Genomic DNA, 22687 nt, shown 5'->3' with positions numbered 1-22687 from the left:
CTTTCCGGACTCATCGTGGTTCCGGCTGGGCACGGTAGTTGATCAGCGGAACGTGCGAATCACGTGCGGTGTCCCTCTCGGGAGTGGTCCGGTCGCCGGTCAGTGCCGTGCGGGCGGCGGCGAGGATGTCCTCCGACAGCGGGTCGCCCGCAGTGGCGCGGGCCAGGACGAGGGCGCCGACCATGGTGCACAGCCGTACGACGCCGTCCTGGTCGGCGGTGGCGAGCCAGGCCGCGGTGTCGCCGACCTGCTCGGTGAACACGCGGCGAGCCTCCGCGTCCCCGTGACCGCGGGCGATGTCGACGGCGAGTCCGGCGGCGGGACAGCCGTCGGCGGCGTCGTCGCGGTGCGTGGCGGAGAGGTAGGCGTCGATGAACGCCCGCTGGGCGGCTTCGCGATCTCCCTCGTGCCGTTCGAGCGCGCCGGCGCGAACGTCGGCGTGGTCCTCGAAGGCGCGCGCGGTCGCCTCGCCGATGAGGGCTTCCTTCGAGGCGAACTGCTTGTAGAAGCCGCCGTGGGTCAGCCCCGCGGCCTTCATCAGGTCGGCGACGCTGACCTCGGTGCCCTGCTCGCGGAAGAGGCGGGACGCCGTGTCGACGACCCGCCGGCGGTTCTGCCGCGCCTGCGCCTGTGATCCGCGTCCCATATGCGCCTCCCATTCGGATGTCAGTTGTCATCTATCCTATGCTGCGGCAGATAGATTACGTTCATCATCTATCTCATCCGCATCAAGGAGGCAGGCATGGTTCTGAACGGCGCGGTCGCGGTGGTCACCGGCGCGAACCGGGGTCTGGGGCGCCACCTGACCGCACAACTGCTGGACCGCGGCGCATCGGTCTACGCGGCCGTCCGCCGCCCCGACGACCTGGACCTGCCAGGGGTCACCCCGCTGCTCCTCGACGTCACCGACCACGCGTCGATCCGGGCTGCCGCGCGGATCGCCACCGACGCGAACGTTTTGATCAACAACGCCGGGATCTCCACCGGTACGCCTCTCATCGGCGGCGACCTCGACGCGGTGCGCCGGGAACTGGAGACGAACTTCTACGGCCCCCTCGCCGTCACCAGAGCGTTCGCCCCGGTCATCGAGGCCAACGGCGGAGGTGCGATCCTGAACATCCTGTCGGTGATCTCGTGGTTGCACCCGGCGCGAGCCGGGGCGTACGCGGCGGCGAAGGCGGCCGCGTGGGCACTGACCGACGCGGCCCGCGAGGAACTCCAGCCCAGGGGGATCAGCGTCTCGGCACTCCATGTCGGCTTCATGGACACCGACATGACCGCCGGCCTGGACGGTGTCCCGAAGGCGGACCCCGCCGACGTCGCCACCCAGGCACTCGACGGGCTCGCCACCGGCCAGGCCGAGATCCTGGCCGACGACCTCACCCGCCGGACCCGTCAGGCTCTGGCACGAGGACCCGTCCCGACCGGCAGGTGATCCCCGGCGCCAGCCGGACCGGCCGTTCCGCGCGCCGCCTTCCGGAGACGACGTTCACTGATCCGATCGGCGGCGCTTCGAGCATGGCGTGCGGTCCCGGCGGGGGTCGTCCACAAGCCGTACGGGCCGGCGAGGGGTGGGGTGGCCCCTCTCGACACGCTCTGTGGCACCTACGGCTTGGCCGAGGAGGTGATCGGGGCTGCGGAGTCCGGTATCCCCGCGTAGTCGGGCAGCTCGACGCCGTTGATCGCGCGCCCGACCAGCTCGGTGAACCATTCGCCGGTGAAATCGGGGCGCGGCTCGGCGTCCGGCCCCGGGACGACGCGGCTGCGGGCGTTCAACCGGCCGATCTCCTGGTTGGCCTCGACGAACGAGCGCATCCGCGCCTCGTAGCGGGCGAACCCGGCGTCGGGGTCCCATCCGGCGGCGGCCAGCTCTCCGGCCAGCAGGTAGGCGCCGACCAGCGCCAGCCCGGTGCCCTGCCCCGACATCGGCGAAGAGCTGAACGCCGCGTCCCCGAGCAGCCCCACCCGTCCACTCGACCAGCGGCCCATCACCACCTGGGCGACCTGGTCGAGGTAGAAGTCCGGGGTGTCGTCCAGGTGCGCGAGGATGTCCGGGGTCAACCAGCCCAGGCCCGCCATCCGCTCACGCAGCAGGACCTTCTGGGCCGCGATGTCACGGTGGTCGACGTCGAAGTCGGCCGAGGGGAAGGAGAAGATGGCCATCGCCCGGGTGGCGTCCTGGATGGGCCGCAGGAGGGCGGAGCGACCGGACTCCTGATCCTGGTACTCCAGCAGCCAGCGGTCCAGCCCGAACTTGTTGGGCACACTGTAGAAGGCCAGCACGTGCCCGAGGTGGCGGAGGAACCGCTCATGCGGGCCGAAGACCGTCGCCCGCAGCGCCGAGTGCAACCCGTCGGCCCCGACCACCAGGTCGAAGCGCCGCCGGTCGCCGCCCGCGAAGACCACGTCGACCCCGTCCGCGTCCTGGGCGAGCTCCGCGATCCGGTCGCCGAAGACGTACTCGACGCCGTCGCGGGTGTCGTCGTAGAGCAGCTGGGACAGGTCCCCGCGCAGGATCTCGATGTCCGCGATGTACCCGTCGCCACCGTCGTCGTCGGCACGGAAGGTCTCCAGCACTTGCCCGTCCGCGTCCACGGTGTGGGCGCCGGCGGTGTCGGTGCACGCCGCGCGCACCGCCGCGTCCAGCCCCATGCGCACGATGACCTCCTTGGCGACCCCGCGCGCGTCCACCGCCTGCCCGCCGGGACGCAGCTCGGCAGCCCGCTCCACCACGGTCACCTCGGCCCCCCGCCGGCGCAGCCAGTGGGCCAGCGCGGGCCCCGCGATGCTGGCCCCCGCCACCAGCACCCGGGGACCGCTCGCCCGCTGCTCGCCGGTCCGGATGGTGTGCTCCTGCTTGGAGTCGCCGACGCTCATCACTGCCTCCATCTGCTTCCTCCCGCGCTGAACGTTCCCAGCGCAGGCCCACCGCTGCCGGTGTGTCCAGCCGTATCGACCACGCATCCGCACAGAACTCATCGGCGCACCCGAAGTCGCGTCCACGCTCCCGCGCCGGGTTCCTCCGGGGCCGCCTCGCGTTTCCCGCTCATGTGAGGCTGAAGGGGGCCGGTTCCACGTCGAGCTCTCTCATCGCCTCGGCATAGAGCCGGTAGCGTCGACGGGCCTCACCATGGCGGCGGGCCTTGGTCAACGTCCGAACCAGGTCCAGGTGGGCCGCCTCGTCGTAGGCATCCCGTTCGAGCAGCCGGAGCAGGTAGCGAACCGCTCTGTCGGGGTCGTCGGCCGCCTCCGCGAGCGAGGCCAGCTCGCGAAGCAGGGCCTGGTGCACGGCGCGGGCCTCCTCACGAAGAGGCTCCAGCCACTCGGCGTAAGGTGAGTCCTCGCAGACGTCCCCGGTGTAGCGGGCTTCGGCCGCGACGAGCAGATCCTCGTCCTCGGCGGCGAGCGCCTCGGCGGCGGCGCAGAGGAACTCCTCGACATCGGTACGGAGTCCGACCAGCTGGATGCTGTACTTGTCGGCGCGCACGAACTCCCCCGGGCCGAACTTCCGCTGCGGATCCAGGACCGAGCGCACGGTGGACAGAGCGACCGAAAGCCGGTTGGCGCAGGACGCGGGCTCCTCGCCCGGCCAGAGGATCTCCATCGCCGCTTCCCGGGCGACAGTGCGGCCGCGTTGGCACGCCAGCCAGGTCAGCAGGTCGCGCGCCTTGCGGGACTGCCATTCGACAGCGCCGCCGCGGCGGCTGAGCCGTACTCCGCCCAGCATGCACAACCGCACGGCGTCCTGGTCGAGGAGCGTGATACCGCGGAGCAGGCCGGCGCCGGAGCCGTGCGGCCCGCGGACCCCGGCGCGGCGGAGCTCCTGTTCCGCCTCGTCAAGGCCGGAGCCGCTGAGCCGCGCGCGGGCGAAGGCGTTACGCGCGATGTCCACAGGGCTGCCGATCTGCGCCCAGATCTCCGCTGCTGAGGCCAGCAGGTCCGCCCGCTCGCCCGGGGATTCGGCCACGGTGAAGGCCGACAGTTCCAGGGCTTCGGCCATCTTGGCCCGGTCGCGGCGGCTGACGGCCGCCTCGTGGGCGGATCGGGCGTAGGCGCCGGCTTTGGCCCGGTCGCCGGTCTCTGCCCAGACCCAGCCGGCGGCCAGGAGCGCGTCCACCCGGCTGGAGCCGCCGCCTGCCGCGACCGCGCGTTCGGCCAGCTGTACGGCCAGCGCCGGATCGTCGACCGCGTGGACACGGGCCAGTCCGGCCAGGACCGTCTGGGTCAGATGGGCGTTTCGGAGTTGTTCGGCATGCTTCAGGGAGTTCTCGAAGCTGATCCGGGCATGCATCAGCTCCCCGCGCTCCAGATAGACCTGGCCGAGCCCCGCCAGTGGGTGGCCGAGCTTGTCGCTGCCCACCCGGCTGAAGATGTCGCGGGCCCGTTGGAAGTCGGCCAGGGCTTCGTCGAGCCTGCCCAGGCCCATGAGCGCATCGGCGCGGTTGTGCAGGGCGATCGCGGTCTGGACGGGGTCGCCGACCAGGTCCGCTCGCCGTACCGAGAGGTCCGAGTCGGCGATGGCCTCGTCGTAGCGGGCCTCCTCCGTGCGGCTCGCGGCGCGGTTGGCCAGGACGCGGGCCGACAGCAACAGGTCTCCCGCGCTCTCCGCGGCGGCGAGGGCGAGGGCGCTGTGCCGTTCGCTTCCGGCCCCGTCGCCGGCGTCGTGGGTGACCATGGCCAGCGCGGTGTGGGCGCAGGCGGCAGCGCGTTCGTCCTGGCAGCGGGTGGCCATCGCCAGGGCCTGTTCGGCCAGCTGGGTCGCCTCCGCGCTCTCGCCGACCAGCCAGCGAGCGCTGGCGGACCAGGCCAGCAACATCGCCCGGTCGGAGGAGCTCGACGAGGGCAGCGGAAACGCCGAGCCGTCGAAGCCGCCGGCCAGCTCGAACGTCGACAATGCCGCCTTGTAGTCCCCCCGCTGGTAGTAGATCATCCCCATCCGCCAGGCCACCGCGGGGTCGGTGGCGTCGACACGGCGAAGGCACTCCAGCGCGCCGGCCCAGTCCCCCTGAACCTGGCGGGCCCGCCCCTCGGCCAGATTCACGGCACACGTCCGCCACTCCTCCGGTACGGCGACGCAAGCCCGGACGAGCTCGGCCGCGTGCCCCTTGGCAAGCAGCGACGCATGCCACCTTTCGATCATCGCCACCCGATGGCCGGGCTCGTCACAAACCGCCAGCGCCTCCCGGACGAACCCATGCGACTCATACCAATGGGCCGCCGCCGCCCCCCGTCCGGCATCGCCCATGAACTCCCTGACCAGGGTGGACACCACATAACCTTGATCGCAGGGCGTGATCAGGATGTGCTGAGCGGCCAGAGCGCGGAGCTCCTCGCGGGAGACGGCGACCCCCATCGCCCGGCACAGCTCGTGAGTGAACCACGGCAGCCGAGCGGTCGCGCGGAGGAACTCCTCATGCTCGTCCTTCACCACCTCCTCGACCAGATAGTCGAACACCGGCGTGGCGGCGATCCGTTTGGCACGGTCCGACCAGGGCAGGCCGCTCAGCCAGCTCAACGTGAGCCGTACGGCGACCGGCCACCCCCTGGTGAGCTCGTGAACCTCCTCCGCCAGGTCGTCCGCCCCCAGGACGATCGAGGAGAGCGAGCGGGTCTCGGCAGGAGTGAAGGCCAGCTGTTCGGCCGACACCTGGAAGACATGGCCCAGGCCGCGCATGCGCTGGATCGGGAAGGGCACGGCGGAGCGTGAGATCAACACCAGGTGAAGGTCGTCGCCGCCGTGGTGACAGAGCTCTTCGAGCAGGCGCGCCCCGGGGGTGCCCGGCTCGATCCGCTCCACCCCGTCGATGACGAGGACGGTCGGCCGGCAGACGGCGGCGGCCAGTTCGGTGGCGAGCCCGGCCGAGCGGATCCAGCCGGGCGGCGCGCCCAGGGCTTGGCAGATCTCTTCGATCAGGGTGGCGTCGTCGGCCCAGGTCAGCCACGCCACCGGATGATCAGGCCGGGCCCGCGTCCAGCCGCGTACGGCTGAGGTCTTGCCGCCGCCCGGGCCCGCGGTCACCACGGTGAGCCGGTGTCGCGGGATCTGATCGAAAAGGGCGGTGAGTTGCGCTCGTGCCAGCAGAGGCTCGGTCGCCGTCACAGCGAGAAGTATCTGCCGGGCTGGACTTCAAGGCAACCGAAAGATCCATTTGCCCTCCGGCGACGTGGGCGTCGTCCAGACCGCCTTCATCGGCCGAGCCAGGCCATCGACCGGCAAGCGGACGGCGGCCTGGGCGGTGATCGCAGAGAGTTGCCGGACGTGAGGTCAGCGGTTGAAGTCGCGGGCCGTCACGCTCCCCAGTCCATTGCTCCCGTTCTTCGACAGGTAGACGGTCATCCCCTCGTCGTGGAGGTTGATCCACCCGCCGCCCTGCCCATAGGGGGCGTCCTTCGCGCGTACGGAGTCGGCGTACACGACACCATGGGTGCTGGTGCCCGTCCCGCCCGGGTACACCTGCAGCCCGAACCTGGTGACGCCATCGACGGCGGTGAGGGTTCCCAGGACGGGGTTGCGCACCTGGACGCTCGTGGTGAGGGTGTGCCGCTGGGCGCCGAAGCCGGCGACGAGGGTGTAGGTGGTGTCGCGCCGCGGGGCGTCGGCGGCGTCCAGCACCAAGGAGTACGGGCCGTGCGACCCGGGGTGCTCGACCCGGGGAACGGGCTTCCGGCCGCCCGGGAACAAGACCTCGTACGTGAAGTCGTCGGATCCCTCCCAGTTCAGCGTGACCTTCGTTCCGGCGTCCACCACGACGTCGTCCGCGAGGAAGCCGTGCGGCGCCGGTATGTCCTTCGGCGCGGTCTTCACCACCACCACCACCGTGTCCCTCCTGCGCAGGCCCCCACTCTTGCTTCTGCCGGCGGCCTCGGTCACCCGCAGCACGGCCAGCCCGGGTTCGGGGGCGACAGTGACGTTCTCCAGCGTCACCACCATGTGGTCACCGGGACCGAAACTGACGGCGCTGCCCTGATCGCTGACCTGGACCGCGAAGTTCTGCGTCTGGACGGTCACTGCCCGGGTGCGGCCGGTCTTGATGTCGGTGTGCTCGCCTTTGGGGGTGATCGTGGTGAAGTCGTGGGTGAGGTGGCCGGCGCCGGGTCCGTGATGAGGGTGTAGGTCAGCATGGTCACGATCGCGACTCCTTCTCCTGGCAGCAACAGCGGCAGGCCGACGACCTGCGCGCTATGAGAGGACCGGGCCGGGCAGAACGGGCGCCGCCACGGAAGAGCACTCCTACGTGATCCAAGCGTCAGGACGATGGCGCGACAAGAGCGCCCGAGGCGGCTTTAACGGGACGCTTCAGCAACACCCTCACCACCTTGACATGCGACCTCGGCCTTGACGCCGGAGCAGCGGTCGTCCTGACCACAGTCGCTCTCGCCGGATGTGACCGCGACCCCGGGCGAGGGCCGCACTCGCGGATCACCCTCGCGGCCACGCCGTGCCTGACTGATCGCTCGTCAGCCGCTGGGGAAGCCGGGCGCCGAGACGCCGCCGCCCCATGGGGGCAGCCGGTAGGCGCCGAGCTTCCGGATCTTGCCGGTGGTCACGTCGATGGCGTAGGCCGTATCCCCGAGGTCGGGCCACCGGTCGGAGCCCGGGTCCCGTATGGCGGTGCCCAGGGCCAGGACCTCACGCTCGTTGAGCCAGTATCCGAGCCGGTGCGGATTCAGCTGCCGCGGCGGGTCGAGCTTGACCTCGGACCTGACCTGGCCGCTCGCCCGGTCCACGGTGACGATCTTGTCGTACGGCTCGCTGTTCGTCACGGTCTCCCCCTTCGCCGCCGGGCCGGTCAGCATGGCCACGGTCGTGCCGTCCGGGCCGACGGCTCCCGTCAGCGCCCAGGTCTTGGGCTCGGCGAAGACCGTCACCTTGCCGTCCGAGAGCACGCCGAACCGGCCGTCCTCGTGCTCCACGACCATGGGGACGCCCTCGTCGGCGGGATAGAGGGATTGCCAGCCCTTGGGCACCTCCTCGACGACCCGCCCGCTCTCCACGTCCACGACGACCTGGGGGATGCCGGCCAGGTTCAGGCCGAGCCGGCGCCCGTCCGGCGAGAAGGTGATCAGCCCGCCGCCCTTGACCATGGCCTTGCGCCTGACCACCTGGGGGATGTCCCAGACCTGGCCGGTGTCGAGCTCGCGAACGGCGAAGCGTTCACGCTCGGGGACGTAGTAGGCGATGCGGCGTCCGTCGCGGGAGATCGCCAGCGGGGCGGCGGTGTTCATGTAGTTCTTCTTGGTCTGGTCGGTGTAGACGCTCAGCGCATCGGCGACCCGGTACCGGGTTCCGTCCCGCAGGACCACCTTCCACTGCAGGCACGTCTCGTCGGCCACCGGCGCGTTGTCCTGGCCGGGCTTCCATGCGTCCTGGCAGAAGTCGTAGTAGGCGTAACGCACCGGCCCCACCCCGGACGCGGGCAGCACGGCGCGGACGGGGACGAGGTCCTCCGGCGACGGTGTCGGCCCCGCGGGGACGCCGCGGGAGGTCGGCGCGGACGAGGGCGTGCCCCTCGTGACCGCGCCGACGTCGGCGGGCCCGCCGGGATTGACGAGAAGGGCGACGGCCAGCGTCAGTGCGGCGACGGCCGCGACCGCGGAGCCGCTGATCAGAGTCGTTCGCGTACGCCGGGCGCCCCGCAGCGCGACCTCGGCGAGATCGACGTCGGGCGCCTGCCGGGCGATCGCGTCGAGCTCGTCACGGAACCTCGTCATCGCGGCACCTCCACCGGATCGATTTCGGACAACAGATCGGCCAGTTCGGGCGCGAGGACGCGCAGGCGGCCCAGGGCGTAGTGGGTCTGGCTCTTGACCGTGCCGGCTGAACAGCCCAGCGCTTCGGCGGTCTCCTCGACGCTGAGGTCCTCGTAGAAACGCAGCACGAGGACGGCGCGCTGCCGTGGAGTCAGCCGGACGAGCGCCTGTTGCAGGACCATCCGGTGCAGCCCGGCGGACTCCGGATCGTAGGCCGGTTCCGGCGGGCTGCTGGTCAGGATGTCCGTACGCCTGCGCCGCAGCCAGGACACGTGCTCGTTGACCAGGGCCCGCCGGGCGTATGCCTCGGGGTTGCCGTCCTTGGCCAGCTTGGGCCAGTGTCGGGCGATCCGGGTCAGCACGGTCTGCAGGAGGTCCTCAGCCCGGTGGGCGTCTCCCGTGAGCAGGTACGCGGTGCGCATCAACGCCTGTTGGCGGGCGCTGACGAACTCCCTGAATCCCTCATATTTGTCCATGCGACTCCTTCCGCCCTAATGAACGCAGGACGTCGGAAGCCGGTTGGAGGCGATCCACCCCCGAGCTCCCCGATCTCCGCAGCTCGGCCCGCTTCGAGCGGGTGCGGTCAGCCCTTGGTCCGGACCGTGGCCGACAGTTCGATCGGGAGCGTCGTGCCGTCGGCGGCCAGCGGGCGGACGGTGAAGGTGTAGCTCGTACGCCCCCGGAGCCCGGTGACCCGAGCCGTCGTCCCCGTCACCCGCATGACCTCCGTGCCGCCGTTGAAGACCGCGTAGCCGGTGGCGGCCGGCACGGACGGCCAGGTCAGGGTCACCGACTTGGCGTTGACGTTGCCGACGCCGAGTTCGGCGCCGTTCCAGGTGTTGGGCGTCTCGACCACGAACGCGTCGATGATGAGGAACTTGTCCGCGCCGTTGACGACCTTGATGGTGTGATCGCCCATCGGCAGCCCGGTGAGCTGGAACACCCGCTGGGCGGTCAACCGTACCGGGGAGTCGCAGTCGACCGTGGCCCTGAGCTCGCCGTCGACGTAGATGTCGATGGCGCTCATGTCGGAGTAGCGTTCGGACAGCAGGCTGATGCCGGTGCCGGTGAAGGCGAACTCGACCGCCTGCCCGGCGCGCCAGCCGGCGTGGACGTCGTCGCCGTAGTCGCCCAGCCCGCGGTCGGGGCTGTAGGTGAAGTCGTCGTCGGGGTAGACGATGCGCTTGTCGGTGTCGTTGACGTAGGTGAGCACCACCTTCGGGTCGGTGACGGTGATCTTGTGCTCGCCGGAGAATCCGTCGTGGATCGCGGTGATCGTGGCGCTGCCCCAGGTGCGGGGGGTGACGAGGCCGGCCGCGTCCACGGTGGCGATCGACGGGTCGGAGCTCTTGAAGGTGACGCCCTCGGTGACCGGGGTGCGGGTGCCGTCCGCGCCGACCGTCGCGACGGACAGCCGGGCGGGCTCGCCGACCTTGAGAGTGCCGGCACCCGTGACGTCGAGTGCCTTGATCGCGGCGGTGGAGGCGGTGAGGGTGAACTTGTCGAGTGCCAGCCCGCTGCCCTCGCTCACGATCCGGAGGGTGTGCAGGCCGGCGGACATCTTGATCCAGGTGGTCACGTTCGCGTCGTCGGACTTGGGGACGAAGACCGTGTTGCGGTCGCCGTCCACCTCGAACCGGAACGTGGTGTCCTGGGCGGCCGAGCCCTTGAAGGTCACCTTGTACATGCCGGTGTTCGGGACGAACACGTTCTCGTAGCGCAGGTAGTCGTTCGGGTCGATGCCGCCGACGACGCCGTCCTTGGTGACGACGCCGGTGTCGGGGCCCTTCCAGTTCCACTCCTGGTCGGTGTTCCACTGCATGGTCCAGCGCTCGGCCTCGACGGTCTGCTCGGACGTGCCCTGCAGGTCGAGCCGCAGCCAGTTCCAGACGATGTTGGCGCTCGCCTCGATCCAGACGACCTTGACCGAGTGCTCGCCCGCGGTCAGCGGCAGGACGAAGTCCTCGGTCCGCGGGCTGAGCATGCCTGCGGTGGGGCGCAGGCTCAGCGGTCCCGTGGCGTCGGCGCCGTCGACCTCGACGCGGAACTTCAGCGGCTTGTCGTTGACGGTCGAGTAGCGAAGTTGCAGCAGGTACTTGCCGTCGGCGGGGACGCTGACGGCGTCGAAGCGCGACCAGTCGCCGGTGTCGATGGAGGCGACGCCGGGGGTGCCGTCGTCGCTGTCGGTGAGGTCGGTGTTCTGGGTGCCCTGCTGCCCGGTCGCCGACTCGGCCTGGAGGGTGATCGACTCGGGCCGTTCGAGGGTGAACCGCATCCAGTTGAGGAAGAGCCAGCGCCCGTCGGGCAGGGTGAGCTTGATCGTGTGCCGGCCCTCGGTGAGCGGGATCCGCCGTTCGAAGGTCCGGTAGGTGTTGTAGCCGCCGGAGTCCGGCACCTTGACGGTGGTCACCTCCTTGCCGTCGACCTCGACCTTCAGGTGGTTGGCCTCCTCGGAGGAGGCCCGGAACTCCACCCGGTAGGCGCCGGTGGCGGGCACGTCGACGTTGTCGTACTCGGCGGACTCGCCGGCCGCGTCCATGTAGAGCGCGCCGAGGCCGCCCTCGGGCGGGGTCTCGACGCCGTAGGCGCCGCTGGCCGCGGTGTAGTCCTCGTTCTGGATGGTGAACTGCGTCAGCGGGGTCGTCGGCCGCCCGGCCGGCACGGCTCCCGCGGCGACCCGGACGCCGCCGATCGGGTAGACCTTGTCCTTGCCGCCCGGCATCGCCAGCTCGATCCGCGGCTTGCCGTCCGCGCCGAGCATGGCGACGGCCACGTCGTAGGAGCCCGCGGGCAGGTCGGACGGGAGCGTGAAGGCCGAGTTGATCTGGCGGACGTCGCCCTTGAAGAGCTTGGTCTGGTCGAGGGTGGCGTCGGTGCCGCGCCACACGACGTCGCCGGTGGACCTGTCGGTGAAGCGCACCTCGACCGGGTAGCGCCGGGGGCTGAAGCCGACCGCGTTGTTGGTCCAGGTGTGCGAGATGCGGAACTCGCCGCCGGGCCTGACCTCGGTGTCGTAGGTCGCGGTGGGCATGAGGAAGCGGTAGCCGGTGAAACGCGCCAGCGTCTCGAACCACTCGCCGTAGGCGTCCTTCATCGGCTGCCAGTTCTCGAAGCCGGTGTTGTTGATGCCCTGGAGGTTGGAGTGGTAGCCCTCCAGCGAGTTCTTCACGAACAGCCGGGGGTTGTTCAGCATGATCGTGGGGTTGTCCCAGTTGGAGCCCTCGGACACCTGGATCATGTCGCGGCGGAGCCTGCGGTTGACGTACGGGGCCTGCGCGGTGTCGCCGTAGTTGTGCCAGACGAAGCCGGCGTTGACGGTGTCGGACCGCACGCCCCAGTTCTCGAACGTGGCCGCCTTCTCGTAGCCGAACACGCTGAACCGCTTGGCCTGGGTGTCGGCGTCGGGGTCGTTCTTGTTCACCTCCGCGCCGGCGTTCTGCATCATGACCATCGACTTGTCGAACGCGTCGTCGTAGATCTTGAGGATCGCCTGGAGCGTCGAGACGCGGGTGGCGTTGTCGGGCCACGGGAAGTTCATCGCGTCGTTCCAGCCCGACCACTCGCCGAACAGGGAGAAGGCGCGCAGGTCCACCCACGCCACGCCCGGGTCGCCGTCGTAGCGGCCGGCGAAGGCGTCCACCGCGCGCTTGAGCCGGTCCAGGTAGATCGGGTTGTAGTAGATCGGCTGCTTGGAGAAGTAGTCGTTGTACGGCGCCATCCGGAAGGGCACCCCGGCCTTGTCGAACAGCCAGGCCGGCGGGTACTCGTACGGGAAGACGCCCGGGTCGTTCTTGTAGTCGGGCGCCTCCGACATGAGCAGCTGGAACTCGACCGTCTTGCCCTGCTCGTTCACCCGCTTCATGAACGCGTCGAGGCGGTCCCAGACGAAGACGCCGTCGTCGGGCTCGAAGTCGGCCCACGCGAGCTGGAGCCGGACCACGTCGGCGTCGGCGGGGATCTTCTTCCTGCCTTCGATGAAGTCGGTGATGCCCGGGTCGTTGGTGAAGGTGTAACCCGGCGTGCCCGGCGTCCGGTGCGTGTTCACGTCGAACGCGGTGCCGGTGTACGGGTTGCCGTGCAGGATCTCGTGGGTGTCGGAGAAGGTCACCGTCGTACGGCCGGCGGCCGGTTCGGCGGCGGAGGCGGCGTGCGCGGGCAGCACCAGTAAGGCGGCGGTCATCGTGGCGGCGGTCATCGTGGCGGCGCCGAGGACGTGGCGGATCATCAGATCTCCAGGGGGACGGGGGCGGCGTCGTGCAGGGAGCGGTAGGCGGCCTCGACGAGGGCGACGGTCCGGTGGCCCGCCCTGGCGTCGGGCTGGCGGGCCTCGCCGTCGCGGACGGCGTCGAGGAAGGCGCGGATGAGCAGGTCGTCGAGCGGCGCGCCGTACCCGTGGGCGAGCGGGCCGCCGTTCCATCCGGTGAGGACCCCGGAGAAGGGCGCGATGTCGGCCACGCCCTCGGTGCCGATCACGGTGAGGGTGACCAGGTCGCCGGTGTTGGGACGGCCGGGCGGGCGCGACCAGGAGCAGTCGATGGAGGCGATGACCCCGTCGCGGTAGCGCAGGGAGACCAGCCCGGCGGTCTCGACGGCCTTGCCCGGGTTGGGGATGGAGTTGGCGATCGCGTAGACCTCGACCGGGTCGTCGTCCAGCAGGTCGGCGAGCAGGTCGGCGACGTGCACGACGTGGTCGGTCAGGGCGCCGCCGCCGCTGCTCGCCGGATCGGTGAACCAGTCCCGGCTGGTGGGGACGCCGCCGCAGTTGGTGGCCGCGATCGACACGATCCGGCCGAGGTCGCCCCGCCGTACCGCGGCCCGGAGGTCGGCGTAGGCCGGCGCGAAGCGGACGGGGAAGGCGGTCATGAGGACGGTGCCCGCGGCGCGGGCGGCCGCCAGCATCGCGGTGGCGTCGGCGAGCGAGGTGGCGAGCGGCTTCTCGCAGAGCACGTGCACGCCCTCGGCGGCGGCGCGCAGCGCGAACTCCCGGTGACGCGCGTTCTCGGCGCAGATCACCACGCCGTCGGGCCGCCAGGCCCACAGTTCGTCCTCGGTCTCGAAGGCGGTGACGCCGTCCGGGACGCCGTCGTAGCCGTCGGCGTAGGCGCCGATCTCCACGTCGTCGCAGCGCAGGAGCGCGGCGGCGTACTCGGCGGCGTGCAGGTGGGCGAAGGAGAGCAGGGCGATCTTCATGCGGCTTCCAGGGGCTTGAGGTCGACCGGCCGGCCTTCGGCGGCCGAGCGGGCGACGGCGTCGGCGATGCGCATGGCGGCCAGGCCGTCCAGCGCGGTGACGCGGGGCGGGACACCGGTGGCGACCGAGCGGACGAAGTCCTCGATCTCGGCCCGGTAGGGGCTGGTCAGCGGGGAGAAGTCGGGCAGGATGTCGGGCGCGGGCACGGCGTCGCCCTGGTAGCGGTAGGGGCGGCGCTCGTCGGAGTCGGCGTGCAGCAGCCCGTGCGAACCGGCCACCTCGAACAGCGTCCTGAACTCGATCGGCGCGGTGGTCCAGGTCGCCGTCAGCACGGAGACCGAGCCGTTGGCGTGCGTGAGGAACGCCTGGGTGCTCTGGCTGCCGCCGACCGCGTGGGTGCGGGCGAAGACGCGCTCGACCTCTCCCCCGATCCAGCGCGCCATGTCGATGTCGTGGATCATGAGGTCGAGCAGCACGCCGCCGGAGAGCGCCTCGTCCAGGAACCAGCCGCCGGCCGGGCTGCGGCCCTGGCGGGTGTGCCGCTGCACGGCGACGCTGCCGATGTCGCCGCGGGTGACGGCCCGGTGCAGTTCGGCGTACTCGGCGAAATAGCGTACGACGTGCGCGGGGAACAGCGGGACCCCGGCGTCGGCGAAGCGGGCGACCAGGTCCTCCGCCTCGGGGAGCGTACGGGTCAGCGGCTTCTCGCAGATCGTCGGCAGGCCGTGACCGAGCGCGGCGAGCGCCAGTTCGTAGTGGGTGTGGGTCGGCGTGCAGATGTCGACGACGTCCGCCGCCTCGAACAGGGCGTCCAGGCTGGGGACGATCCGGCCGCCCCCGTGGCGCCGGGTCAGCGCCTCGGCGTCGTCGGCGATCGAGTGGACGACGACGTCGTGGCCGAGGTCGAGCCAGGCCGGGAGGTGCGCGTTGGCGATGCCTCCGGCGCCGATGAGTCCGACCGTTGCGTGCATGGGAGATCCGTTCCTTGTCATGTGCCGATGCGTCATTTGCCGATGCCTTGCGTCATGCCGTTGACGATGCGGCGGCCGAACCAGAGATAGGTCGCGATCATCGGGAGCACCACGATGACGACGCCGGCGAAGAGCCCACCCCAGTTCGAGGTGTATTGCATGTTGGAGTAGAAGTTGAGCAGGGCGACGTTGAGGGTCTGCGCGCTCTGCTCGGGGACGAGCATCAGCACGATCACGGTCTCGTTCCACAGGCTCAGCGCGTTCAGCACGGCCACGGTCGTGATGCCGGGCTTGGCCAGCGGGACCATGATCTGCAGGAAGGTCCGGAACGGCGACGCGCCGTCGAGGGCGGCCGCCTCCTCCACGTCGCCGGGCAGCGAGCGGAAGTAGCCGATGAGCACGAAGATGCTGAACGGCAGGCTGAGCACGACGTAGAAGAGCGTGACGGTGATCCGCGTGTCCCAGACGCCGGTGACCCAGTCGATCATGAACCGGGACAGCCCCGCCCCGATGAGGACCATGGGGACGGCGAACGCCTGGAACGGGATGCTCATGCCCACCGCGAAGAAGGTCGCGACAGGACCGCTGGAGCGGCCGCCCAGCCGTGCCACCGCGTAGGCGGCGGGGATGGACAGCGCCATGATGAGCACGACGGACACGAGCGTGAGGACCACCGAGTTGATCGCGGCGGCTCCGAGCCCGGAGTCCGACCATGCGGTGGCGAAGTTCTCCCACATCCAGGTGGCGGGCAGGCCGGCCGGGTTGTCGAAGATCTCCCGCGAGCTCTTCAGCGAGTTCAGCAGGACCCAGACCACCATGCCGACGTTGAACAGCACCCAGGCCCAGATCAGGGCCCTGATCAGGGCGAGCGCGGCGCGGATCATGCCAGCTCCAGTCGTTCGCGCCGCTGGATCCTGCGCGACAGCACGATCAGGACGGCGGTGATCACCGTCATCACGATCCCGATCGCCGCGGCCTCGCCGAGCTGGGCCAGTCCGCCCTCACGGCCGCCGGTGACCCGGAGGTACTGCTCGACGGCGAGGGTCCTGGCCTCGGGGGGCGGGGTGCCCGCCGTGCCGACGAAGGCGATGACGATCTCGAAGGTCTTGATGCCGGCGATCGCCCAGAGCGAGGCGGCGATGGCCAGCATGTCCCTGGTCAGCGGGAGCGTGACGTAGCGGAACTGCTGGAGCTCGCTCGCGCCCTCGATCCTGGCCACCTCGTAGTAGCTCGGCGGGATGCCGTCGACCGCGGACATCACCAGCACGACGTAGAAGCCGGCCGCGCTCCAGACCACTCCGGCCATGATCACGTTGAAGATCAGCTCGGGGGCCAGCCAGGGCTGGCGCAGCTCGGACAGGCCGAGGGCGCCCAGCACGGTGTTGATCAGCCCGTCGGGGTTGAAGAGGAACGAGACGGCGAGGCCCACCGCGATGGGCGAGATCATGAACGGCAGGAAGACGGCCGCCCGGATGAACGCGCCGCCGCGCGCCGCACGCAATACGATCATGGAGGCGCCGGCGATGAGGAACAGCGCCAGGCCCACGACCAGCGTCAGGATCAGCGTCTGCACGAACGAGGCACGGAACAGCTCGCTCCCGGCCATCGACACGTAGTTGGCCAAGCCGACCCAGGAGAGCTCGGTCCCCAGCCCTGACCACTCGGCGAAGCTGAGCACGACGCCGAACAACGACGGCAGCACGAAGAAGACCAGGTAGGCGATCAGTGCGGGAAGCAGCATCGGCAGGTACAGCCGGCGTCGCTCGCCCTGGAGCGCGCCGCGGGGCGCCTTCGCCCGCCTGCCCGCGGACGGAGCCCGCAGGGCGGTGTCGGACACGGTCACGGTCATCCGTTCATGGCGGCGGTCTTCGCCTTGCCCTCGGCCAGGAACTCCTCGGCGCTGAGCTTGCCGGCGACGAACTTGTCGTCGAGGGGGAGGAAGACGTCGGCCAGCCACTTGGGCTGCACGGTCGAGACGCCGTCGCCGTCGAGCGTGACCTGCTCCGCGTCGCGGATGGACGCCTGCAGCTGCTGGAGCTCCACCGGGGCGGACGAGTCGGCGCGCGAGGGGATGTTGGCCGCGTCGGTGCCGATGCGGTCGATGTACTTCTTCTGCATGGCGAAGGCCAGGAAGTCGGCGACCGCCTTCTGGTTCTTCGACTTGGCGTTCACGCCCCAGCCGAGCGCGCCGACCGTGGCGACCGCGCCCTTGGCGGGGTCGACCGGCGGGAAGGCGATGATGCGGGGCTTGACCGCGGCGGCGCGCAGCGAGGCGGTCTCGCTGCCGAGCCAGGAGCCGTTCAGGATGAAGCTGTGCTTGCCGCCCGCCCAGGCGTTCTGCGCGGCCGGGAACTTGGTGGCCATGTAGTCGGGCTCGAACAGATCGGCCTTCACCAGCGACTCCAGCGCCTTGGCCGCCCGCTTCACCTCGGGCAGGTCCCAGGCGGCCGGGTCGGCGGCGAGCTTCAGCAGGATGCCGGGGCCGGCGGTGGACAGCAGCATCTGGTGGATCCAGAAGGAGTTGTAGGCGTTGACCGAGCCGTCGAGCGCGATGGGCGCGCGGCCGGACGCCTTCTCCTTCTTGGCGATCTCCAGCAACTCGTCGAACGACTTGGGGGCGAAGTCGGGATACTTGGCGGAGTCGTACCACAGGCCGATGGAGAAGACGCTGTGCGGGACGAAGCCGTACCCCTTGTCGTCGCCGATGGCCTTGAGCACGCTCTTCGGCAGGACCTCCTCGATGGTCCTGTCCTCGCCCGGGATCTTCGTCCTGAAGATCGGGCCCATGTCGCCGAGCACGCCGGCGGTGCGGAACTCGGCGGTGTGGTCGATGGCGGTGTCGAAGAAGTCGGGACCGGCGCCGGTGGCGACAGCGTTCTTGACCTGCTGCTCCTGGCCCTGCGCGAGCCACTGAACATCGATCTTGACGCCGGTCTGCCGGGTGTAGTCGGCGATGACGCTCTCGAACAGGTTCGCCTGCGGGGTGCCCTTCGCCCACTTGCCCCAATAGAGGAGGCTCGCGGGCGCGGCGCCGGCGGAAGCCGACGGACCGGCGTCCTGGAGCTTCTGGCCGCACGCGCCGAGGGCGAGCACGGCGGAGGCGCAGGTGGCGACGGCTATGGCGCGATTACGCATGGTTGGTCCCTTCTTGCTGGGAGGCACGGTTGGCAATAATAAATACACTTTGTGTTTTAATGGAAGACGTCCCAGGAAACGAAAGGGCCACGTGAGTGCTGATCGGACGTGAAGCGAGCCTGCTGCGCCGGCCCGTGGGCCAGTCGCGCCTGCGCCGCATCAATTCGCTGGCGGTGATCGAGGCGATCCGCCTGGAGCCTCTCACCATCCCGGCGATCGCCCAGGTCGTCGGGCTGTCGAAGACCGCGGCCGACACGGTGGTGGGCGACCTCGTGGCCCTCGGCTGGGTGACGAGCGTCGAGCCACTCTCCCCCACCGGAGCCGGGCGGCCGGCCAACCGCTACCAGTTCAACGCGGGCGCGGCCGTCGTCGCCGGCATCGACATCGGCCAGCACACCACCCGCGCCGAGCTCGCCGACCTGAACGGCGAGGTCCTGGCCACCCGCTCGATCACCGTCTCCGTCGCGGACCCGCCCGAGGCCGTCCTGGCCGACGCCGTCGGGGTGGTCGACCAGCTCCTCGGCTCGCAGGGCCGCGGACGCGCCGACGTGTGGGCGATGGGGGTGTCCGTGCCCGCCGTGGTCTACCAGGACGTCGTCACGCGCGGCCTCGACGACTGGGAGGGGCTCAACGTGCGCACCGCCTTCGCGTCGTCCTTCGAGTGCCCCATCGCCGTCGAGAACGACTCGAACCTCGCCGCGTTCGCCGAGGCGTGGAAGGGCAGCGCCGCCGAGGCCGCCTCGATGGTCTACGTGCACTCCGGCAACCGCACCGGGGCGGGGGTCGTCCTGAACAACGCCGTCGTGCGGGGCGCGAACGGCGCCGCCGGCGAGATCGGCGCACTGCCGCAGATGGGCTGGGAGCATGCCCAGCAGCACCTGCACGACGTCGAGCTCACCGACGGCCGGCGGGTCAGCCGGGAGGGCGTGTTCGACGCCGCCACCGCGGGCGACCCGCTCGCCGTGGCCGCCGTCGACCGGTTCGCCGATGTCATCGCGATCGGCATCGCCGCGCTGGTGCTCACCGTCGACCCCGAGATCGTGGTGGTCGGCGGCGGCAACGTCCAGGCGGGCGACACCTTTCTCGACCCGCTGCGCCGCCACGTCGAGAGGCTGTGCACCGTACGGCCCGCGCCCCCGATCGTCCCCTCCGCGTTGAAGGATCGCGCGTCGATCACCGGCGCGGGCGGCCTGGCCGCCACCTCCGTCATGGAACAGCTCTACGCCTCGGCCCTGGGCGGCAAGACGCTCTCCAGCGCCTCGACGCCGCCCTGGAAATGGTAAGAACCGAAGAAGGATCCCCCCGTGCCCATGCAACCCTGGTTCACCGACGCCAAGCTCGGCATCTTCGTCCACTACGGCCTCTACGCCGTCGAGGGGGTGGCCGAGTCCTGGTCGTTCTACTACGGCGACATCTCCCGTGAGGACTACCTGGCCCAGATCGGCGGATTCACCGCCGACGGTTATGACCCCGCGGCATGGGCGGAGCTGTTCGCCCAGGCCGGAGCCCGGTACGCCGTGCTCACCACCCGGCACCACGACGGCTTCGCGCTGTGGGACAGCGCGTACGGCGAGCTGAACGTCACCGCCTCCCCGGCGGGACGCGACCTGGTCGGCCCCTTCGCGGACGCGCTGCGCGAGCGCGGGCTGAAGGTCGGGCTGTACTACTCGCACTCCGACTGGAACCATCCCGACTACCCCAGCGTCGTCGGCCCGCAGGCCCACCCGAGCCCCTACGTGACTCCTCCGGAAGGGCGGGAGGACCCGGCCGCGTGGGCCCGCTACCTGGCCTACCGAGACGGGCAGGTCGACGAGCTCGTCGAGCGGTACCGGCCCGACCTGCTGTGGTTCGACGGCGAATGGGAACGCTCGGAGGAGCAGTGGGGCATCGACGCCCTCGCCGACCGCATCCTCGCCGTACGGCCGCGGACCGTGCTCAACGCGCGCATGCTCTCGCGCGGCGACTACGCGACGCCGGAACAGGGCGTCCCCATCACGCCGCCCGACGGCCCGTGGGAGCTGTGCCTCACCATCAACGACAACTGGGGTTTCCGCCCGGACGACACCAACCACAAGCCCGTGGGCCACCTGGTCCGCTACTTCGCCGAGACCATCGGCGCGGGCGGCAACCTCCTGCTCGACGTCGGCCCCACCGCCGACGGCCGCATCCTGCCCGAACAGGCCGACCGCCTGAAGGGCCTCGGCGCCTGGATCGACCGGCACGCCGAGGCGGTGTACGGCACGACCGCCGGGCTGCCGGCGGGCCACCACTACGGCCCGAGCACGCTGTCCGCCGACCGCAGGACCCTGTACCTGACCTGCTTCGACCCGCCCCGCGACACGGTGACGGTGCGCGGGCTGCGCAACACCGTCCTGCGCGCCAGGGTGGTCGGCGCCGACTGCGAGCTCGGGCACTCGATCACCGGAGAGCTCAACGGCGTGCCCGGCATCCTGTGGATCGACGCGCCGCCAGCGCACGCGATCGACCCGCACGCCACGGTGCTCGCCCTGGAACTCGACGGCGAGCTGGACCTCTACCGCGGCAGCGGCCGCGACTAGCCGTCACGGCCCGAGGTCGCGCCCGGGAGGAGCGGGCGGTTCGAGAGGGCGGTTCGAGAGGGCTACAAGTGCGTTGCAGCCGAGCCACAAGCGGGCTTCCCTAGCCTCGCGATCATGCTGACGACCCTGGTTGTGACCGCCTCCCTCCTGTTCACCGGCGCGCCCGCGCAGAGCGCGGCGACCAAGCCGCTGACCTTCCGCGGCATGACGCTCCAGATCCCCGCGACCTGGAAGGTCGGAAAAGAAGACAGGTGGGGCATTCACGTCAAGACCGGCGGCTGCGACCGGCGCGCCGTCGAGTGCCGCGGGTTCTACCTCGTCGGGCCGGAGGGCATCTCTCTGGCCCGCCACGGCAACCCCTACGACCCCGAGGAGCCGTACCACCCGGGCAACGGGCTCGCGAGCTGCGTACCCGACAAGCGCTACATAGAGGACTTCCCCGGCAAGCTCGTCGCCCGTGGCACCCGCCCGGTCGGCGCGGGACACAAGGCCACCTACCGCGTCTGGCGGGTCGGCTGCACGACGCAGTCGGCCAAGCGGACCGGCGTCTCCTATCAGGAGCGGATCTGGCACCTGCCCAAGTCGAAGATCCTCGTCTTCGACCAGTGGAGCGACGGCCGGCTCGGCACGATTCTCCAGCGGGCGACCTGGAGCTGACCCCGCCGGTCGCGGTGCTCGCGCCCCGCTCGGCCGGGCCGCTCAGGCCGAGCAGGCGCGTTCCTCCTTGCCGGCGAGCCAGAAGAAGACCGGCGGCAGCACGAGTTCGATGACCGCCAGCACGACCTGGAACCCGTGCGGCCGGCCGGACACGGCGAGCGAGAGCAGCCGGCCCACGCCGCCCAGCAGGAAGACGGCGGCCAGCCACCGCACCACCCCGGCCGGGATCGGGCGCTGCCGCGCCGCCCACACCCACGCAAGCCCGTAGCCGGCGAAGGCGGCCCCCATGAACCGGCCCCAGCTGTCGATCGTCGGCCCCGCGGCAGCGGCGCCGGGGATCGCCGCGTTGCCGAGCGCCACGTGGAGCAGGCCGATCAGCACGCAGGCCCACCCCATCAGCTGGGCGAGCGTACGCAACGCCTTGACCATGATCTCTCCCGCCATAGTTGACATGTGTCTACTACGGTGACGCGCTAGTAGACGTGTGTCAACTAGACTTGGTCCATGCCTCCACGCCGGCGACTCACCCCTGACGGGCGCCACGCCCAGCTCCTCGCCGTCGGCGCCCGGCTCTTCGCCGCGCACCCCTACGCCGACGTGCTGATGGAAGAGGTCGCCGAGCAGGCCGGCGTGTCACGGGCGCTGCTCTACCGGCACTTCCCGAGCAAGCAGGCCCTCTTCGCCGCCGTCTACCAGCAGGCCGCGGACCGGTTGCTCGCCGAGACGCGGCTCGATCCCGCCCACTCGCTGCGCGAGCAGCTCGTGCAGGGCATGGACGTCCATCTCGACTACTTCGTGGCCAACCGCAACGCCGTCCTCGCCGCCAACCGGGTGCTCGCGGGCGACCCGGTGATCCAGACGATCATGTCGAACGAGCTGGACGCGCTCCGGGCGCGGCTGCTGGCGGTCCTTCCGCTCGCGGGCGACGACGTCCGCGAGGCCGTCTCCGGGGTCCTGAAGAGCTGGCTGGTCTTCGTCCAGGTCCTCTGCGTCGACTGGCTCACCCGCGAGACCTGCACCCGCGATCAGCTACGCGACATCTGCGTCGGCGCGGCCCTCGGCGCCCTCGAACCCCTGCTCGCCGACAACCCGGCGGACCACTGAGAGACCCGTCGCGGACGCCGCTTTCCCGGCGCCGCGGCCATCGCGCTTCCCCCTTGATCCGCGAGCGCCGGTGCAGAGACCTGGGGGACGCGGCGGCGAGGCCGGTTCGAGGACTGAATGAGGGCGAATCGCGGCGGAATGCCTTACTGTCATGGGCCTGGTGGGGGGGACCAGCCTCTCACCGGTCGTGCCCGTGACCGGATAGGAGCCCACGATGGTCCACCCCTCGCGAGGGCGCCTGCCCGTGCAGCGCCCGCCGCGGTCGCGATGGCCCTCCTGCCTCCCTCACTTACGACGAGCTTCCGGCTCGTGAGCCAATTG

18 protein-coding genes are annotated in these 22687 nt (G+C 70.7%); 5 read left to right on the top strand and 13 right to left on the bottom strand.

The window, feature by feature from the left end; all coding sequences use genetic code 11:
- Positions 1 to 10 precede the first annotated feature (10 nt).
- Positions 11 to 646, bottom strand: a complete 636-nt coding sequence (locus ACIBQ6_RS01445) for a TetR/AcrR family transcriptional regulator (protein WP_397209641.1) — start codon at positions 644 to 646, stop codon at positions 11 to 13.
- Positions 647 to 742: 96 nt separating this feature from the next.
- On the opposite strand from ACIBQ6_RS01445, the gene ACIBQ6_RS01440 reads away from it, so the two are divergent.
- Positions 743 to 1435 (top strand): SDR family oxidoreductase, encoded by a 693-nt coding sequence (locus ACIBQ6_RS01440; RefSeq protein WP_397209640.1) that lies wholly within the window; start codon positions 743 to 745, stop codon positions 1433 to 1435.
- Between the two features lie 170 nt (positions 1436 to 1605).
- Here the strand turns inward: ACIBQ6_RS01440 and ACIBQ6_RS01435 are convergent, their stop codons facing one another.
- The 11 genes from ACIBQ6_RS01435 to ACIBQ6_RS01385 form a co-directional block, all read right to left on the bottom strand.
- Positions 1606 to 2877 carry an FAD-dependent monooxygenase gene (locus ACIBQ6_RS01435; RefSeq protein WP_397209639.1) on the bottom strand — a complete coding sequence of 424 codons (1272 nt, stop codon included), beginning with the start codon at positions 2875 to 2877 and terminating at the stop codon, positions 1606 to 1608.
- 169 nt (positions 2878 to 3046) lie between these two features.
- Positions 3047 to 6100: a tetratricopeptide repeat protein gene (locus ACIBQ6_RS01430; RefSeq protein WP_397209637.1), complete on the bottom strand. Its 3054-nt coding sequence runs from the start codon at positions 6098 to 6100 to the stop codon at positions 3047 to 3049.
- 165 nt (positions 6101 to 6265) lie between these two features.
- Positions 6266 to 7009, bottom strand: coding sequence for a hypothetical protein (locus ACIBQ6_RS01425; RefSeq protein WP_397209636.1), 744 nt, complete (start codon positions 7007 to 7009; stop codon positions 6266 to 6268).
- A 449-nt stretch (positions 7010 to 7458) separates the two neighbouring features.
- Positions 7459 to 8712 (bottom strand): hypothetical protein, encoded by a 1254-nt coding sequence (locus ACIBQ6_RS01420; RefSeq protein ID WP_397209635.1) that lies wholly within the window; start codon positions 8710 to 8712, stop codon positions 7459 to 7461.
- The gene (locus ACIBQ6_RS01415) at positions 8709 to 9227 is read right to left on the bottom strand and encodes a SigE family RNA polymerase sigma factor (RefSeq protein ID WP_358298005.1); all 519 of its coding nucleotides are present in this window, start codon (positions 9225 to 9227) and stop codon (positions 8709 to 8711) included. Before ACIBQ6_RS01415 ends, ACIBQ6_RS01420 begins: the two co-directional genes overlap by 4 nt.
- 107 nt (positions 9228 to 9334) lie before the next feature.
- A complete protein-coding gene (locus ACIBQ6_RS01410; RefSeq protein WP_397209634.1) occupies positions 9335 to 12976 on the bottom strand; it encodes a carbohydrate-binding protein in 3642 nt (1213 codons plus the stop codon).
- A complete protein-coding gene (locus ACIBQ6_RS01405; protein WP_397209633.1) occupies positions 12976 to 13941 on the bottom strand; it encodes a Gfo/Idh/MocA family protein in 966 nt (321 codons plus the stop codon). Before ACIBQ6_RS01405 ends, ACIBQ6_RS01410 begins: the two co-directional genes overlap by 1 nt.
- The gene (locus tag ACIBQ6_RS01400; RefSeq protein WP_397209632.1) at positions 13938 to 14948 is read right to left on the bottom strand and encodes a Gfo/Idh/MocA family protein; all 1011 of its coding nucleotides are present in this window, start codon (positions 14946 to 14948) and stop codon (positions 13938 to 13940) included. The genes ACIBQ6_RS01405 and ACIBQ6_RS01400 overlap by 4 nt, the downstream gene beginning before the upstream one ends.
- The gene (locus ACIBQ6_RS01395; protein WP_397209630.1) at positions 14945 to 15796 is read right to left on the bottom strand and encodes a carbohydrate ABC transporter permease; all 852 of its coding nucleotides are present in this window, start codon (positions 15794 to 15796) and stop codon (positions 14945 to 14947) included. The genes ACIBQ6_RS01400 and ACIBQ6_RS01395 overlap by 4 nt, the downstream gene beginning before the upstream one ends.
- On the bottom strand, positions 15793 to 16761 hold the full coding sequence (locus ACIBQ6_RS01390; protein ID WP_397209629.1) for a carbohydrate ABC transporter permease: 969 nt from the start codon (positions 16759 to 16761) through the stop codon (positions 15793 to 15795). The genes ACIBQ6_RS01395 and ACIBQ6_RS01390 overlap by 4 nt, the downstream gene beginning before the upstream one ends.
- Positions 16758 to 18047: an extracellular solute-binding protein gene (locus tag ACIBQ6_RS01385; RefSeq protein WP_397209628.1), complete on the bottom strand. Its 1290-nt coding sequence runs from the start codon at positions 18045 to 18047 to the stop codon at positions 16758 to 16760. Before ACIBQ6_RS01385 ends, ACIBQ6_RS01390 begins: the two co-directional genes overlap by 4 nt.
- 95 nt (positions 18048 to 18142) lie before the next feature.
- Here ACIBQ6_RS01385 and ACIBQ6_RS01380 point away from each other — a divergent pair, with 95 nt between their 5' ends.
- From ACIBQ6_RS01380 to ACIBQ6_RS01370, 3 genes are all read left to right on the top strand, one after another.
- Entirely contained in the window at positions 18143 to 19330 is a 1188-nt protein-coding gene (locus ACIBQ6_RS01380; protein WP_397209627.1) for an ROK family protein, read from the top strand.
- A gap of 27 nt (positions 19331 to 19357) precedes the next feature.
- Positions 19358 to 20605, top strand: coding sequence for an alpha-L-fucosidase (locus ACIBQ6_RS01375; RefSeq protein ID WP_397210357.1), 1248 nt, complete (start codon positions 19358 to 19360; stop codon positions 20603 to 20605).
- A gap of 114 nt (positions 20606 to 20719) precedes the next feature.
- Positions 20720 to 21262, top strand: a complete 543-nt coding sequence (locus ACIBQ6_RS01370) for a hypothetical protein (protein WP_397159634.1) — start codon at positions 20720 to 20722, stop codon at positions 21260 to 21262.
- A 42-nt stretch (positions 21263 to 21304) separates the two neighbouring features.
- Here the strand turns inward: ACIBQ6_RS01370 and ACIBQ6_RS01365 are convergent, their stop codons facing one another.
- On the bottom strand, positions 21305 to 21715 hold the full coding sequence (locus ACIBQ6_RS01365; RefSeq protein ID WP_358298023.1) for a DUF4345 domain-containing protein: 411 nt from the start codon (positions 21713 to 21715) through the stop codon (positions 21305 to 21307).
- A gap of 51 nt (positions 21716 to 21766) precedes the next feature.
- Here ACIBQ6_RS01365 and ACIBQ6_RS01360 point away from each other — a divergent pair, with 51 nt between their 5' ends.
- The gene (locus tag ACIBQ6_RS01360; RefSeq protein WP_358298024.1) at positions 21767 to 22366 is read left to right on the top strand and encodes a helix-turn-helix domain-containing protein; all 600 of its coding nucleotides are present in this window, start codon (positions 21767 to 21769) and stop codon (positions 22364 to 22366) included.
- The last annotated feature ends 321 nt before the right edge of the window (positions 22367 to 22687 follow it).

It is taken from the genome of Nonomuraea sp. NPDC049655 (genome assembly GCF_044465465.1).
Classification (GTDB): Bacteria; Actinomycetota; Actinomycetes; order Streptosporangiales; family Streptosporangiaceae; genus Nonomuraea.
This window is presented reverse-complemented; position numbering and strand designations above follow the sequence as displayed.

Excerpts from the sequence above, each read along its gene's own strand:
- ACIBQ6_RS01445 (WP_397209641.1), bottom strand. The coding sequence starts at position 646 with ATGGGACGCGGATCACAGGCGCAGGCGCGGCAGAACCGCCGGCGGGTC.
- ACIBQ6_RS01440 (WP_397209640.1), top strand. The coding sequence starts at position 743 with ATGGTTCTGAACGGCGCGGTCGCGGTGGTCACCGGCGCGAACCGGGGT.
- ACIBQ6_RS01435 (WP_397209639.1), bottom strand. The coding sequence starts at position 2,877 with ATGAGCGTCGGCGACTCCAAGCAGGAGCACACCATCCGGACCGGCGAG.
- ACIBQ6_RS01420 (WP_397209635.1), bottom strand. The coding sequence starts at position 8,712 with ATGACGAGGTTCCGTGACGAGCTCGACGCGATCGCCCGGCAGGCGCCC.
- ACIBQ6_RS01415 (WP_358298005.1), bottom strand. The coding sequence starts at position 9,227 with ATGGACAAATATGAGGGATTCAGGGAGTTCGTCAGCGCCCGCCAACAG.
- ACIBQ6_RS01410 (WP_397209634.1), bottom strand. The coding sequence starts at position 12,976 with ATGATCCGCCACGTCCTCGGCGCCGCCACGATGACCGCCGCCACGATG.
- ACIBQ6_RS01405 (WP_397209633.1), bottom strand. The coding sequence starts at position 13,941 with ATGAAGATCGCCCTGCTCTCCTTCGCCCACCTGCACGCCGCCGAGTAC.
- ACIBQ6_RS01400 (WP_397209632.1), bottom strand. The coding sequence starts at position 14,948 with ATGACGCATCGGCACATGACAAGGAACGGATCTCCCATGCACGCAACG.
- ACIBQ6_RS01395 (WP_397209630.1), bottom strand. The coding sequence starts at position 15,796 with ATGATCCGCGCCGCGCTCGCCCTGATCAGGGCCCTGATCTGGGCCTGG.
- ACIBQ6_RS01390 (WP_397209629.1), bottom strand. The coding sequence starts at position 16,761 with ATGACCGTGACCGTGTCCGACACCGCCCTGCGGGCTCCGTCCGCGGGC.
- ACIBQ6_RS01385 (WP_397209628.1), bottom strand. The coding sequence starts at position 18,047 with ATGCGTAATCGCGCCATAGCCGTCGCCACCTGCGCCTCCGCCGTGCTC.
- ACIBQ6_RS01375 (WP_397210357.1), top strand. The coding sequence starts at position 19,358 with ATGCAACCCTGGTTCACCGACGCCAAGCTCGGCATCTTCGTCCACTAC.
- ACIBQ6_RS01370 (WP_397159634.1), top strand. The coding sequence starts at position 20,720 with ATGCTGACGACCCTGGTTGTGACCGCCTCCCTCCTGTTCACCGGCGCG.
- ACIBQ6_RS01365 (WP_358298023.1), bottom strand. The coding sequence starts at position 21,715 with ATGTCAACTATGGCGGGAGAGATCATGGTCAAGGCGTTGCGTACGCTC.
- ACIBQ6_RS01360 (WP_358298024.1), top strand. The coding sequence starts at position 21,767 with ATGCCTCCACGCCGGCGACTCACCCCTGACGGGCGCCACGCCCAGCTC.